This window comes from Sinorhizobium meliloti (genome assembly GCF_017876815.1).
In the GTDB taxonomy this organism is placed as follows: Bacteria; Pseudomonadota; Alphaproteobacteria; order Rhizobiales; family Rhizobiaceae; genus Sinorhizobium; species Sinorhizobium meliloti.
In genome coordinates, this window is the sequence record NZ_JAGIOS010000001.1 from 3,625,501 (window position 1) to 3,640,358 (window position 14,858).

14 protein-coding genes are annotated in these 14,858 nt (G+C 62.8%); all 14 read right to left on the bottom strand.

Going from position 1 to position 14,858, the window contains the following annotated elements; translation table 11 throughout:
- Window positions 1-98: 98 nt before the first annotated feature.
- The 14 genes from JOH52_RS17580 to tpiA all read right to left on the bottom strand — a co-directional run bounded on the left by JOH52_RS17580 (window position 99) and on the right by tpiA (window position 14,643).
- Window positions 99-350 (bottom strand): GlsB/YeaQ/YmgE family stress response membrane protein, encoded by a 252-nt coding sequence (locus JOH52_RS17580; RefSeq protein WP_003535458.1) that lies wholly within the window; start codon window positions 348-350, stop codon window positions 99-101.
- A 75-nt stretch (window positions 351-425) separates the two neighbouring features.
- A complete protein-coding gene (lpdA, locus tag JOH52_RS17585) occupies window positions 426-1,871 on the bottom strand; it encodes a dihydrolipoyl dehydrogenase (RefSeq protein ID WP_010969230.1) in 1,446 nt (481 codons plus the stop codon).
- A 17-nt stretch (window positions 1,872-1,888) separates the two neighbouring features.
- Window positions 1,889-2,470 (bottom strand): GNAT family N-acetyltransferase, encoded by a 582-nt coding sequence (locus tag JOH52_RS17590; protein ID WP_014529673.1) that lies wholly within the window; start codon window positions 2,468-2,470, stop codon window positions 1,889-1,891.
- A 2-nt stretch (window positions 2,471-2,472) separates the two neighbouring features.
- Window positions 2,473-3,114: an SGNH/GDSL hydrolase family protein gene (locus JOH52_RS17595; protein WP_014529674.1), complete on the bottom strand. Its 642-nt coding sequence runs from the start codon at window positions 3,112-3,114 to the stop codon at window positions 2,473-2,475.
- A gap of 56 nt (window positions 3,115-3,170) precedes the next feature.
- Window positions 3,171-4,514: a pyruvate dehydrogenase complex dihydrolipoamide acetyltransferase gene (locus JOH52_RS17600; protein WP_014529675.1), complete on the bottom strand. Its 1,344-nt coding sequence runs from the start codon at window positions 4,512-4,514 to the stop codon at window positions 3,171-3,173.
- A gap of 12 nt (window positions 4,515-4,526) precedes the next feature.
- Window positions 4,527-5,909, bottom strand: coding sequence for a pyruvate dehydrogenase complex E1 component subunit beta (locus JOH52_RS17605; RefSeq protein ID WP_010969227.1), 1,383 nt, complete (start codon window positions 5,907-5,909; stop codon window positions 4,527-4,529).
- 17 nt (window positions 5,910-5,926) lie between these two features.
- The gene (gene pdhA, locus JOH52_RS17610; RefSeq protein ID WP_003535472.1) at window positions 5,927-6,973 is read right to left on the bottom strand and encodes a pyruvate dehydrogenase (acetyl-transferring) E1 component subunit alpha; all 1,047 of its coding nucleotides are present in this window, start codon (window positions 6,971-6,973) and stop codon (window positions 5,927-5,929) included.
- A gap of 136 nt (window positions 6,974-7,109) precedes the next feature.
- Entirely contained in the window at window positions 7,110-7,430 is a 321-nt protein-coding gene (locus tag JOH52_RS17615; RefSeq protein WP_013844312.1) for an FtsB family cell division protein, read from the bottom strand.
- A gap of 768 nt (window positions 7,431-8,198) precedes the next feature.
- A complete protein-coding gene (eno, locus tag JOH52_RS17620) occupies window positions 8,199-9,473 on the bottom strand; it encodes a phosphopyruvate hydratase (RefSeq protein WP_010969226.1) in 1,275 nt (424 codons plus the stop codon).
- 134 nt (window positions 9,474-9,607) lie between these two features.
- On the bottom strand, window positions 9,608-10,450 hold the full coding sequence (gene kdsA / locus JOH52_RS17625; protein WP_003534735.1) for a 3-deoxy-8-phosphooctulonate synthase: 843 nt from the start codon (window positions 10,448-10,450) through the stop codon (window positions 9,608-9,610).
- Window positions 10,450-11,340 (bottom strand): VOC family protein, encoded by an 891-nt coding sequence (locus JOH52_RS17630; protein WP_003534734.1) that lies wholly within the window; start codon window positions 11,338-11,340, stop codon window positions 10,450-10,452. The genes kdsA and JOH52_RS17630 overlap by 1 nt, the downstream gene beginning before the upstream one ends.
- Window positions 11,341-11,492: 152 nt before the next feature.
- On the bottom strand, window positions 11,493-13,130 hold the full coding sequence (locus tag JOH52_RS17635) for a CTP synthase (RefSeq protein WP_162098018.1): 1,638 nt from the start codon (window positions 13,128-13,130) through the stop codon (window positions 11,493-11,495).
- Window positions 13,131-13,264: 134 nt separating this feature from the next.
- Window positions 13,265-13,750: a preprotein translocase subunit SecG gene (gene secG, locus JOH52_RS17640; RefSeq protein WP_003534731.1), complete on the bottom strand. Its 486-nt coding sequence runs from the start codon at window positions 13,748-13,750 to the stop codon at window positions 13,265-13,267.
- 122 nt (window positions 13,751-13,872) lie between these two features.
- The gene (gene tpiA, locus JOH52_RS17645) at window positions 13,873-14,643 is read right to left on the bottom strand and encodes a triose-phosphate isomerase (RefSeq protein WP_010969225.1); all 771 of its coding nucleotides are present in this window, start codon (window positions 14,641-14,643) and stop codon (window positions 13,873-13,875) included.
- Between the last annotated feature and the right edge of the window lie 215 nt (window positions 14,644-14,858).

Genomic DNA, 14,858 nt, shown 5'->3' on the forward strand with positions numbered 1-14,858 from the left:
GGCCGCCCGCACCTTGTCGCCTTATATAAACAGCCGGACATGAAAAGTCAGGCCACCATTTGCATGGCAGCCTGACGGCAAACGAATGGTGAATGGCCCTACCCTCGGACGGCGCGGCCCGCCGCGATCAACAGGCATGCGCCGATGAATCCGATGATGAGATAGGCGATCCAGCCGGTGTAGGCCATGCCCAGGGCCGCGAGAATGAAATTCAATACCACGGCGCCGATAATGCCGAGGATGATGTTCGCGAACAGCCCCATCTGGCTGTTCATGAATTTTTCCGCCAGCCAGCCGGCAAGCCCGCCGATGATGATCGCCGCCAGGATACCTACGCCATTCAAGCTCATGAGAACCTCCCCGCATTGTAGATGCCATGCAATCAATGCGTGAAAAAGCCGAAAGTTCCGGACGGCCGCGCGTCATCAGGCGTTCAATACTCTGCCGTAGGCATCGAGCACGCTTTCCTTCATCATCTCCGAAAGGGTCGGGTGCGGGAACACCGTGTGCATCAGTTCCTCTTCGGTCGTCTCCAGGTTCATGGCGACGACGAAGCCCTGGATGAGTTCGGTCACTTCGGCCCCTACCATGTGCGCGCCGATCAGTTCGCCGGTCTTCTTGTCGAAGATGGTCTTGATCAGGCCCTGGTCTTCGCCGAGCGCGATCGCCTTGCCGTTTGCGCCGAAGCTGTATCGGCCGACGCGGATGTCGCGGCCGAGTTCCTTGGCCTTCGCTTCCGTGAGGCCCACGGAGGCGACCTGCGGGTCGCAATAGGTGCAGCCCGGGATCTTGCCCTTGTCAAGCGCGTGCACGCCGGGAACCCCGGCAATCTTCTCGACGCAGATGACGCCCTCATGCTCGGCCTTGTGCGCCAGCATCGGCGGCCCGGCGACGTCGCCGATCGCATAGATGCCCGCGACATTGGTCTTGCCGTAGCCATCGGTGACGATGCAGCCGCGGTCGGTCTTCACGCCGAGGGCCTCGAGGCCGAGATTCTCGATGTTGCCCTGAACGCCGACGGCGGAGATCAGACGGTCCGCCTTGATCGGCGTGACCTTGCCGTCCTTCGTCTCAACATGCGCCGTGACGTCGTTCGCGCCCTTCTCGACCTTCGTCACCTTGGCATCGGTGATGATCTTCAGGCCGCGCTTTTCGAGCTGCTTACGGGCGAAAGCGGAAATTTCCGCATCCTCGACCGGCATGATCTGCGGCAGCAGTTCGACGACGGTCACGTCGACGCCCATCGAGCGGTAGAAGCTCGCGAATTCGATGCCGATCGCGCCGGAGCCCATGACGAGCAGCGACTTCGGGAATTCCTCCGGCTTCATCGCCTCGAAATAGGTCCAGATCAGCTTGCCGTCCGGCTCGATGCCGGGGAGCGCGCGCGGGCGCGCGCCGGTTGCGACGATGATGTGCTTGGCCGTATAGGTCCCCTCTCCCTTGACGCCCTTCGGAACCGGGTTCTGCGGCTGGACGGCTGGCTTGGACGGCGCGCCGACGACGATCTCGCCGGGTTTGGTGAGCTTCGCCTCGCCCCAGATCACGTCCACCTTGTTCTTCTTCATCAGGAAGGCGACGCCGCCGTTCAGCCGCGCGGAGACACCGCGCGAGCGGGCAACGACATCCTTGACGTTGGCGGTGATCTTGCCTTCGAGGGTCAGGCCGTAGTTCTTGGCATGGTTGGCATGGTCGAGAATTTCGGCGGAGCGCAAAAGCGCCTTGGTCGGAATGCAGCCCCAGTTGAGGCAGATCCCGCCCAGATGCTCCCGCTCGACGATCGCCGTCTTCAAGCCCAGCTGCGCCGAACGAATGGCGGTCACGTATCCGCCCGGACCCGAACCGACAACGATAACGTCGTAATTCTCAGCCATGTTTTTCCTACCTTTGGTCAAGCGGCGTTGCGGGTGAAAAGCACCCAGTGGTGTTTTCTGCTGTCTTCGAAAAGCGGCACGGCCCCGGCGCGCGCCACCTCCTCGAAGCCGTTCAGCCTGTAAAGCGCCTGCGCCGTTTCATTGTGGCTTTCGGTGATCAGGCTCACCGGCGCCTGCCCGGCGCGGGAAAACTCGTTCTCGAGCAGAGCGCGGCCTATGCCTTTACCGCGGTAATGGCGGTAAACGCCGAGGCTATCGATGAACCAGTGACCGACCACCTGCTTCTGCAGGAAAAGCAAGGGCGCAAGCACGGGATGTTTCGGCTCGATCTCGAGGATCGATGCATCGATGCCGTAGGAAACCGACACGCCGACGATCTCGTCTCCGATTTCGGCCACCACCGCATTGCGCCACGTACCGGGCCCGGTATCCCGACGCAGCACGTTGCGGCCATGCTCGAAGGCGGTTTCCGCGGATTTGCTCAGAACGCCGCCGTACCAGAGCCAGGAGGCAAAGCCGTGTGAGGCGATGTCGATCAGGATCGCAAGTTCCGCTGCCTCGCTTCGCTTAGCAGGCCTGAGGGTCGCGCCAGCCGTCATCGTCAAAGCCCGAGCATCATCCGCACGACAGGCTCCAACCCTCTGCCGACCGCCCGGGTGTTCTCCGCGTCGAGGTGGACACCGTCGATCGGCGTCGTCCTGGCCACCGATCCGCCGTCGAAGAAGCCGCAGTCGAGCTCGTCGGCGAGATCGCGATAAAGCGGCGCCAGCATTGCGGATTGCTCGACCCCGCCCGCGAACATGGCGGCAAAAGCGCTGTTGGCCGTCTCGCAGAGCGGCGGCGGCGAGACGATGAGAATCTCGGGCTCCTCCTCCGTTTCCGTCGGCCAGTCGTGCCTGCGCACCAGATTGACGAGGCGCTCGATGCCCTTCACCGCGCCGAAAGCGGTGCCGTGAATGATCGGTTTCATGTCGTTCGAGCCGAGCATGAACACGATGAGATCGAGTGGCGCGTGGGTGTGCAGGACCGTCGGGAGGACACGCGCGCCGTTCCGGTCGCAATCGGCGAGATGGTCGTCATAGGCGGTCGTCCGCCCGTTCAGCCCTTCGGCGATGACATGCGCGTCCGAACCGAGCGCCTTCTGCAGCACGCTCGGCCAACGGTCCTCCAGCGCATGCCGGCCGGAACCGGTTGCATCGTATCCCCAGGTCAGACTGTCACCGTAGCAAAGGACTGTCTTCATCTGCCTACTCGCTTTTCATGGGGAAAGGACCGGCTGGGAAGCCGGTCCGGATCGCATCAGACGAGCATACCCATCGGGTTTTCGATGTAGCGCTTGAAGGCGGCGAGCAGTTCGGCGCCGAGCGCGCCATCGACGCAGCGATGGTCGGTCGAAAGCGTGACGGTCATCACATTGGCGATGACCATTTCCTTGTTCCTGACGACGACACGGTCCTCGCCGGCGCCGACCGCGAGGATCGTCGCGTGCGGCGGATTGACGACGGCGGCGAAGTCCTTGACGCCCATCATGCCCATATTGGAGACGGCCGTGGTGCCGCCCTGATATTCTTCCGGCTTCAGCTTGCGCTCCTTCGCGCGCTTGCCGAGATCCTTCATCTCGTTGGAGATCGCCGAGAGGCTCTTCAACTCCGCCTGGCGGACGATGGGCGTGATCAGGCCGCCGGGGATGGAGACGGCAACGCCGACGTCCGCGTGCTTGTGCTTGACCATGTTCTGATCGGTCCAGGACACATTCGCATCCGGTACGTCGCGCAGCGCCAGAGCAAGCGCCTTGATCACCATGTCGTTCACGGAAAGCTTGTAGACCGGCTTACCATCCTTTTCAGGTGCTGCGGCATTCAGCTGGGCGCGCAGCGCCATAAGCGCGTCGAGCTCGCAATCGACCGAAACATAGAAATGCGGGATCGTCTGCTTCGATTCGACGAGGCGCTTGGCGATCGTCTTGCGCATGCCGTCATGCGGCACGAGTTCGTAGGAGCCTGGCTCGAAGAGCTTGAGGACGGCGTCCTCCGACATGCCCTTAGCGAGCGTCGCCGGGGCCGGAGCTGCTGCCTGCGCGGCGGCGGGCTTGGCGGCGCCACCGGAAACGGCTGTCTCGACGTCCTTCTTGACGACGCGGCCATGCGGTCCGGAACCGGCGATCGCCGAAAGGTCGATGCCTGCCTCCTTCGCGAGGCGGCGTGCCAGCGGCGACGAAAAGATGCGCTTGCCTTCGCCATCGGCGGGCGCAGGAGAAGCCGGAGCAGCAGCTTGCGGTGCCGGCGCTGCGGCGGGTGCCGGAGCCGCGGCCGGTGCCGTTTCGGCCGTTTCCTTCGGCTTCGGTGCCGGGACTGCTCCCGCTGCACCGTTGCCGCCCTTGGCGGCAGTCGCGACGTCTTCGCCCTCGGCGGCGAGAACCGCGATCAGCGCATTGACCTTGACGCCTTCAGTGCCGGCGGGAACGACGATCTTGGCGACCGTGCCCTCATCGACGGCTTCCACTTCCATCGTCGCCTTGTCGGTCTCGATCTCGGCGATCACATCGCCGGACTTGACCTTGTCGCCTTCCTTGACCAGCCACTTGGCCAGATTGCCTTCTTCCATGGTCGGGGAGAGGGCCGGCATGGTGATGTTGATTGGCATCGAACGACCCCCTTATTTGTAGCAGACGGCTTTCACCGCATCGACGACTTCCGCGACATTCGGCAGAGCAAGCTTTTCAAGGTTGGCCGCGTAAGGCATCGGCACGTCCTTGCCGGCGATCGTCAGGATCGGCGCATCGAGATAGTCGAAGGCCTGCTGCATGACGCGGGTGGCGATCTCGGTGCCGACGGAGGACTGAGGATATCCTTCCTCGACGGTGACGAGGCGGCCGGTCTTCTTGACGGACTCGATGACGGTCGGCAGGTCCATCGGCCGGATCGTGCGAAGGTCGATGATCTCGACGTCGATACCCTGCGCCTCGAGTTCCGCCGCGGCCTTGATCGCATAGGTCATGCCGATGCCGAAGGAGACGAGCGTCGCGTCCTTGCCGGTACGATGGATGCGTGCCTTGCCGATCGGCAGCACGAAATCGTCGAGCTTCGGCACTTCGAAGGACTGGCCGTAAAGGATCTCGTTTTCGAGGAAGATCACCGGGTTCGGATCGCGGATGGCGGCCTTGAGCAGCCCCTTCGCGTCCGCCGCCGTATAGGGCATAACGACCTTCAGGCCCGGAATGTGGCTGTACCAGGCGGCATAGCACTGGGAGTGCTGCGCGGCGACGCGGGCTGCAGCACCGCTCGGACCGCGGAAGACGATCGGCGCGCCCATCTGGCCGCCGGACATATAGAGCGTCTTAGCGGCCGAGTTGATGATCTGGTCGATCGCCTGCATGGCGAAGTTGAACGTCATGAACTCGACGATCGGGCGCAGACCCGTCATCGCCGCGCCGACGCCGACGCCGGCAAAGCCATGTTCCGTGATCGGCGTGTCGACCACGCGGCGCGCACCGAATTCCTGCAACAGGCCCTGCGTGACCTTGTAGGCGCCCTGGTATTCGGCGACCTCTTCGCCCATGACGAAGACGTCCTCATTGGCGCGCATCTCTTCGGCCATCGCGTCGCGAAGCGCTTCGCGGACGGTCATCGTCGCCATTTCGGTTCCGGCCGGAATTGCCGGGTCGGAAGGAACGTCCGCCTTGGGCTGCGCCGCGACGGGCGCCGCGGAAGCAGCCGGCGCTTCAGCCGCGGCCGGCTTAGGCGTTTCCGCTTTCGGGGCTTCGGTTTTCATGGAATCGATGTCGCTTGCGGCTTCGCCATCCTGCAACAGGACGGCGATCGGCGTGTTCACCTTCACACCCTCGGTGCCGGCTGCGATCAGCAGCTTGCCGATCGTGCCTTCGTCTACCGCTTCCACTTCCATCGTGGCCTTGTCGGTTTCGATTTCCGCGATGACATCGCCGGAGGACACCTTGTCCCCCTCGTTCTTCAGCCACTTGGAGAGCGTGCCTTCCTCCATGGTCGGGGAAAGGGCAGGCATAAGGATTTCTACAGGCATGTTTGTCCCTCCCCGGATCAAAGCAGGATATCGGTATAGAGCTCGGAGACATCCGGCTCCGGATCAGACTGGGCGAAATCGGCACTGTCCGCAACGATGTCGCGAACCTCCTTGTCGATCTGCTTCAGTTCGTCCTCGGTGGCCCAGCCTTTATCCGTCAGGCGGGCCTTCACCTGCTCGATCGGATCATGCTCCGAACGCATCTTCTGCACTTCATCCTTCGAGCGATACTTCGCCGGATCGGACATGGAATGGCCGCGATAGCGGTAGGTCAGCATTTCGAGGATGATCGGGCCCTTGCCGGAACGGCAATGTTCGACCGCCTCGTCGGCTGCGGCCTTGACGGCGCGGACATCCATGCCGTCGACCTGATAGCCGGGAATGCCGAAGGAAGCGCCGCGCTGGGAGAAATCGGTCTGCGCCGATGCCCGCGACACGGAGGTACCCATGGCATAACGGTTGTTCTCGACGATGTAGATCACCGGCAGTTTCCAGAGAGCGGCCATGTTGAAGCTCTCATAGACCTGACCCTGGTTGGCGGCACCGTCGCCGAAATAGGCAAGGCTTACATTGTCGTTGCCGCGGTATCTGTTGGCGAAAGCGAGGCCGGTCCCGAGCGAGACCTGTGCACCGACGATGCCGTGCCCGCCATAGAAATGCTTTTCCTTGGAGAACATGTGCATAGAGCCGCCCTTCCCCTTGGAAAGACCGCCACGGCGCCCGGTGAGCTCCGCCATCACGCCGCGCGCACTCATGCCGCAGGCGAGCATATGGCCATGGTCGCGATAGCCGGTGATGACCTGGTCGCCCTCTTTCAGCGCCAGCTGCATCCCGACGACGACGGCTTCCTGACCGATATAGAGGTGACAGAAACCACCGATGAATCCCATGCCGTAGAGCTGGCCGGCCTTTTCCTCGAAACGCCGGATCAACAGCATTTCCCGGTAGGCCTTGAGATCGTCTTCCTTGGAGAATTCGGCGATCGTGCCGCCGGCAAAATCTTTCTTGGCCGGCTTGGCAGCGGTCTTGCGGCTGGAAACGGACGCGGATTTTCGCGGAGCCATTCGTTCCTCCCAATGGTTAGCCTTTGGCGGCTACCATAGGGAAAGAAAAGCGCGGCAGCAATGCCATATTTGCATGGCTATTATTCGCGCCAACCATTTGAAATTTAACGTCTTTTTTAATTTAACCTATTTTCAGTTAATTCGCTGGGTGGTGGAAAATAACGATCTCGTCGCTGCGCGACATGTTGAGCGCGAGGCGAGCCTTCTCATCCAGCATGTCTCTCTCCAGCGAACCGTCGCTCATCAGCTCGACTTCCTTTTCCAGGATTTTTCGCGTCTGAGTGAGCTCGTCCAGCCGTGCCTGCCGCTCGGCAATCTGGCGGTCGAACTCCTTCGTCGCCTCCAGACCATAGCCGCCATGGATCGAATGATAGCCGAAATAGGAAAGGAAGGCGACCGCCAGCAACGGCACCACCAATCGCCCCAGTCTTCGCTTCTTGTGATGCCGTGTCCACATCGCTCATGCCCTGAATTGAGTTGGAGCGGGCTGCAGGAGAAACTGCAAACCATAATCCCGCGCCCGCTCCAATACGCAGTACGAATATGAAGACTAGCGTCGATTGATTAACCGACGGTTGACCATGAATAATTTGCGAATGGAGAGGGAATTCGGAGGACGGAGCGCCGTCGGCCGGCCATCGGCCATGAAATCGCGGCGGCCCCTCATCCGCCTGCCGGCACCTTCTCCCCGCAAGCGGGGCGAAGGGACTCGTAGCGCCGCCGCTTGTCCCTTCTCCCCGTCAGAACGCTACGGCATGCACATATCTCTTGTTGTCCAGCCCTTCGCGGACTTACTCCGGAGTGGCGGCATCTGTATTTCCAGCAGTGGCGAGGCTTGCGGATGGGTCCTTGGGATCAAACCCGTATGCGCTGACATTGGCATTAGCGGTCACCCGCCCCTCATCCGCCTGCCGGCACCTTCTCCCCGCAGGCGGGGAGAAGGGACAAGCGGCGCCAACTGAACCCCGCATTCACCGTCCGCCCGAGGGCGCGAGCGGGCGCGGCATATCCCTTCTCCCCGCCTGCGGAGAAGGTGGCGGCAGCCGGTTGAGGGGCAACCGAGACCGAGCGGGGTTGAGCCGGTTGGGTTCCCGAGGGATCCCTTTCATCAGCAGTATCCGCCGCCCCGGCGCGCAAGAGATATGTGCATGCCGTAGCGTCAGAACGGGGAGAAGGTCGCGGCAGGCGGATGAGAGGCGGAAAACTACCCCCGCCCCGCCTTCAATCATCCACGCAGGACCGAGCGGCCGGCATATTGCGCCTGCGGGCCGAGCTGTTCTTCGATACGGATCAACTGGTTGTACTTGGCGAGCCGGTCGGAACGTGCGAGCGAGCCGGTCTTGATCTGACCGCAATTGGTGGCGACCGCGAGGTCGGCAATCGTCGAATCCTCGGTCTCGCCGGAGCGGTGCGACATGACGGCGGTATAACGCGCCTTGTGCGCGGTCTCGACCGCATCGAGCGTTTCCGAAAGCGATCCGATCTGGTTGACCTTGACGAGGATGGAGTTCGCGACGCCCATCTTGATGCCGTCGCGCAGGCGCGCAGAATTGGTGACGAACAGGTCGTCGCCGACAAGCTGGCACTTGTTGCCGACGAGGTCGGTCAGGGATTTCCAGCCGTCCCAATCGTCTTCAGCCATGCCGTCCTCGATCGAGATGATCGGATATTTGCCGGCGAGCTCGGCGAGATACTCGGCCATGGCGCCCGGCTCCAGCGTACGGCCCTCACCCTCGAGCACGTATTTGCCGTCCTTGAAGAATTCGGTCGAAGCGCAGTCGAGGGCGACATACATGTCCTCGCCAGGTTTGTAACCGGCCTTCTCGATCGACTTCATGATGAAGTCGAGGGCTGCAGGCGCCGAGGCGAGGCCCGGCGCAAAGCCGCCTTCGTCGCCGACATTGGTGTTATGGCCATCCGCAGCGAGCTGCTTCTTCAGCGTGTGGAAGACTTCCGAACCCATGCGGACGGCGTCCTTCAGGGTCTCGGCGCCGACCGGCATGATCATGAATTCCTGGAAGTCGATCGGATTGTCGGCGTGCGCGCCGCCATTGATGATGTTCATCATCGGAACGGGCAGGAGATGCGCGTTCGGGCCGCCGACATAGCGGTAGAGCGGCAGGCCGGAGGCTTCCGCAGCGGCCTTCGCGACGGCGAGCGAAACGCCGAGAATGGCGTTGGCGCCGAGGCGCGACTTGTTCGGCGTGCCGTCGAGCTCGATCATGGTACGGTCGATCTGGATCTGATTTTCAGCGTCGAGGCCGCCGATCGCCTCGAATATCTCGCCGTTCACCGCATCGACGGCGCGCTCGACGCCCTTGCCGAGATAACGCGTGCCGCCATCGCGCAGCTCAACCGCTTCATGCGCACCGGTGGAGGCGCCCGAGGGAACCGCCGCGCGACCGAAACTGCCATCCTCGAGATGGACATCGACCTCGACGGTCGGGTTGCCGCGGCTGTCGAGGATCTCTCGGCCGATGATGTCGATGATTGCAGTCATGATCTCTTCCCTTGTGGACGATGATGATGGTCGGCCTGTCTTAATTCACGGCCTTGAAATTACAATGGCGCCGGGATCGCAAAATCCGGACCGCCGGGCCGCTTCATGAAAAATTCACGAAGCGCGGCACCGGCTCACGCTTTCGCAACCGCGTCAAAGGCGAGCAGTTTCTCAAGCAGCCGCGGCATGTCCTTCAGCGGCACCATGTTCGGACCGTCGGAGGGAGCATTGTCGGGATCCTCATGGGTCTCGACAAAGACACCGGCGACACCGACGGCGACGGCCGCACGCGCCAATGTCTCGACGAACTCACGCTGGCCGCCGGTGGAGCCTCCCTGGCCGCCCGGCTGCTGCACGGAATGGGTCGCATCGAAGACCACCGGAGCGCCGAGTGCCGCCATGATCGGCAGCGAGCGCATGTCGGAGACCAGCGTGTTATAGCCGAAGGAAGCGCCGCGCTCGCAGAGAAGCACGTTCGGGTTGCCGCTCTCGGTGAACTTGGCAAGGACGTTCTTCATGTCCCAGGGGGCGAGGAACTGGCCCTTCTTGACGTTGATCGTCCGCCCCGTCTTGGCGGCGGCGACGAGCAGATCCGTCTGCCGTGACAGAAAGGCCGGGATCTGCAGGATGTCGACGGTCTCGGCCACGGCAGCGCATTGCTCTTCCGTATGGATATCGGTCAGCACCGGAAAACCGAACTCCCGCTTGAGGTCGGCGAAGACCTCCATCGCCTTGTCGAGCCCGATGCCGCGTTTGCCGGAAAGCGAGGTGCGGTTCGCCTTGTCGAACGAAGATTTATAGACGAGTCCGAGCCCGAGCGATCTGCAGAGCTCGACGAGCTCCCCCGCAATCATGAAGGCGTGTTCGCGGCTCTCCATCTGGCAGGGTCCGGCGATCAGCGTCAGCCGTTCCTTCTGCGAGAACACCACCTGGCCGGCACCTTCGCCGACGACGACCCTTGAATTGGTTTCCATCATCATCCTCCAAAGGCGAAGACTACACCCTGACCCGGCGCTTCCGGAACAATGAGGCGTCCGCCCATTTCTGCGAATTCGATATCGTTCTGCGCGAACAGCGCCCGCGTGGCCTCCAGATCGCTCACGCGGAAGACCACGGCGCGACCCCGCAAGCCGCGCTCTGCACCCTCGATCGAGCGACCGAAGAATGCCTCCACGCCGGCCGGGGTCAGGACGTTGATTTTGGCACTGCCTGCCTGGATGTCCATGCCGAAGGAATGGGCCGAGACCTCGCGCTCGTCCACGGCTTCCTGCAGAAGATACTGGAAATCCGTCGGGTTCTGCTCCGAAAGCACGACCTCGGCAATGCCGAGCACGCCGTTTCCATGGCGGTGAAGCGAGCTGCTGTCGACCGGCAGCGCACGCAGGCGCTGGCAGGCAAAAAGGAAAAAGTCCGGCGAACGCAGGTCCGCGGCAAAGGAAAGCCGGAAGGAACCGAGCCCTTCGCGCCCGTCGGGCAGCCGCAAAGGCCGTGAGAATTCGAGCATTTCGCCGCCGGAGATGCCGCGCGAGCGGAAACGGATGTGATCTTCGGCAGCGTCCGGCGTCCCGAGCACGACGGCCGACAGGCCCTCCGCCCCCTGGCGAAAACGAAACGCCTGGTCACGCGCCACGAAGGCGTTGCCTTCAAGCGCGGCTGCCTCGCATTCCTCCCGCGAAGCGACCGCGAGCGGCTCCAGATAGGTGTCGTCCGAGAAGAAGACGCAGGCATTTGCGGTGCCGAAGGGGTGGCGCGCCTCATCGGCAACCGTGAAGCCGAGCGCCGCCAGGCGCTGCCTCGTCCGCGCGAGATCGGCCACCGGCAGCACGAGATGATCGAGCGGGCGGGCGGTTCGCTTGGATTGGCTCATGGCGGATTCCCTGATGACCGGTTTGCCGCTGTTTGCAACTTTTGACCGCCGATTGCAAGCGCGGCGGCGGGGCGCCCGGCACCGTGACCGGAAATGCGAACGGCCGCCTCTTGCAGGCGGCCGCAGAAGTGATTGCCCGTTCGGTGATCCGGCTACACAAGCCGGGACTGTTCGAGCGCTGCCTCGATGAAGCTCGAAAAGAGCGGGTGCGGATCGAGCGGACGCGACTTCAGTTCCGGATGGTACTGAACGCCGATGAACCAGGGATGGTCGGGATACTCGATCGTCTCCGGCAGAACGCCGTCCGGGGACATGCCGGAGAAAACCAGGCCACAGGATTCCAGTCGGCTCTTGTAATCGACATTGACCTCGTAGCGGTGGCGGTGACGCTCGGAAATATCGGGCGACCCATAGATCCCGGCGATCTTCGTGTCGGGCTTCAACGCTGCGCGATAGGCGCCGAGGCGCATGGTGCCGCCGAGATCGCCCGCGGCGGACCGCTTCTCGAGTTCATTGCCCTTCACCCACTCGGTCATCAGGCCGACGACCGGCTCCTTGGTCGGGCCGAATTCCGTCGAAGACGCCTTTTCGATACCGGCGAGATTGCGCGCCGCTTCGACGACCGCCATCTGCATGCCGAAGCAGATGCCGAAATAGGGCACCTTGCGCTCGCGGGCAAAGCGCGCCGCATTGATCTTGCCTTCCGAGCCGCGTTCGCCGAAGCCGCCCGGAACGAGAATGCCGTGGACCTTTTCCAGATAGGGCGCCGGGTCCTCCTTTTCGAAGACTTCCGACTCGATCCACTCGAGCTTGACCTTGACGCGATTGGCGATGCCGCCATGGTAGAGCGCCTCGATCAGCGACTTATAGGCATCCTTCAGGCCGGTATATTTGCCGACGATCGCGATCGTCACCTCGCCTTCCGGCGTGCGGATCCGGTGCGCCACATCTTCCCAGGCTTCCATGCGCGGCTTCGGCGCCGGCTCGATGCCGAAGGCGGCAAGCACTTCGTTGTCGAGCCCTTCCTTGTGATAGGCGATCGGCACGTCATAGATCGAAGCGACGTCGAGCGCCTGGATGACCGCGGACTGGCGGACATTGCAGAAGAGCGACAGCTTGCGGCGTTCCGCTTCCGGGATTTCCCGGTCGGCGCGCACGAGCAGGATGTCCGGATGAATGCCGAGCGCCTGCAGTTCTTTGACGGAATGCTGGGTCGGCTTGGTCTTCAGCTCGCCCGCGGCCGGAATGTAGGGCATCAGCGTCAAATGGACATAGACGGCGGTGCCGCGCGGCAGATCGTTGCCGAGCTGGCGGATCGCCTCCATGAAGGGCATCGCCTCGATATCGCCGACCGTGCCGCCGATTTCGCAGATGACGAAATCGTAGTCCTCATTGCCTTCGGTGACGAAGTTCTTGATTTCATTTGTTACGTGCGGGATCACCTGGACCGTCGCGCCGAGATAGTCGCCACGCCGCTCCTTGTCGATGATGTTCTTGTAGATCCGGCCCGTGGTGATGTTGTCGGTCTTGGTCGCCGAGCGCCCCGTGAAACGCTCGTAGTGCCCGAGATCGAGGTCCGTTTCCGCGCCGTCGTCGGTGACGAACACCTCGCCGTGCTGGGTGGGGCTCATGGTGCCCGGATCGACGTTCAGGTAGGGATCGAGCTTGCGCAGCCTCACACGGTAGCCACGCGCCTGCAGCAACGCTCCAAGAGCGGCCGCAGCGATGCCTTTTCCGAGGGAGGAGACCACGCCGCCAGTGATGAATACATATCGCGCCATGGGAGTCACCGGATACCTTTTCACAAACGATTCCGCCACCGAAAAATTCGTCTTTCAGAATTTTCCGTGCGGAATGGCAGATTTCACACAAAACAAAACCGGCGGATGAAGGCATCCGCCGGCAGATCTTCTGATTTGCGGCCTTACTGACCGCTCGGAACCTGCGATCCCGTATTGCCGTTGGCGCCATCAGCCGGGGCTGCGGGGGCCGGAGCGGCAGGTGCGGCACCTGCCGGGGCCTGAGGCGCGGCAGTGCCACCTGCCGGTGCGGCGTTGTTGGCGCCGTTGCCATTGGCCGGAGCCTCGGTGTTTCCGCCGGCCGGTGCGGGCTGACCGCCACCGAGCGAATCGAGTACCCCGCCGCTCGAGCTCGTTCCCGGGATTCGATCGAGAATGTCGGTCGCCTGCGGCTCGTAGCGCGACAGGATGCCCATCGCCAGCGCCAGGGCGAAGAAAAGGAAGGCCAGAACCGCGGTCGTTCGGGTCAGCGCATTGGCCGTGCCACGCGCGGACATGAAGCCCGAGCCGCCGCCGATCCCGAGACCGCCGCCTTCGGAACGCTGAATGAGAACGACGCCGATCAGGGCGACGACCACCATGAGATAGATGACGAGTAGTACGGTCTGCATCAGCTTCCAGTCCTGCCCTCTGCGGGGCATGCGAATCGAACGACGCCGGCCTCACCGTGGGGCCGCGTCAAATTTGGCGCCTCTTTATACCAAGCCGCCAGCTATTCCAAGTCCCGCGGCAATCAGGCAGTCAATTCTTCATAGGCCCTGTAGATGGCGAGGAAATCATCGGCTTTCAAGCTCGCGCCGCCGATCAGGGCGCCGTCGACATTGGCAACGCCCATGAGTTCCTTCGCATTCGAGGGCTTGACGGAACCTCCATAGAGGATGCGCATCTTGCCGCCTTCCGCGCCGAAGCGCGAGACGAGCTCGCGGCGCATGAAGGCGTGCGCCTCCTCGACGTCGGACACGGTGGGCGTCAGGCCGGTGCCGATCGCCCACACGGGTTCGTAGGCAATCACGGTATTTTCGGCCGTCGCCTGATCCGGCAGGCTCTCGGAGAGCTGGCGCTTCAGAATATCGAGCGTCCGGCCGGCCTTGCGCTCCTCTTCCGTCTCACCGACGCAAACGATCGCGACGAGATCCGCTCCATGCGCGGCCTCCGTCTTGGCACGCACCAGTGCGTCGCCTTCGCCATGATCGGTGCGCCGTTCGGAATGGCCGACGATCACATGCGTGCCGAAGCAATCGGCGACCATTTCAGCCGAGACTTCGCCGGTATGGGCTCCCGACTGTTTCTGGTGGCAGTCCTGCGCCCCGATCATCAAAGGGCTGTCGTCGCAAAGCGCGGTCGCAACGTAAAGCAATGTGGCGGGCGGGCAGATCAGGGCGTCAACCCTCGCGGAAAGGTCGCCTTTGACGCCCTCGGCCATTGCCTTGATCTGGTCCAGAGACGCACGTGTTCCATTCATCTTCCAGTTGCCGGCGACGAGCGGGCGGATATCGGGCGTCATGGGATCTCCTCCAGATCAGGTCTCTTCGTCTCGGCAAGCGGCGTAGCAAATCGCTCGCGTAAAAAAAAGCACCCAGGCGGATTATTCCGGCGCCGGCGGTACAAGCTCTGCGGAATACGTCGCCCCATAACGCTTTGCCGGCTGTCCGGCCAAATGGCGAATCGACCGGGCGAAAGCGAATAAAAACGAGGCCGCGGGCGTCTAATCGGAGACGC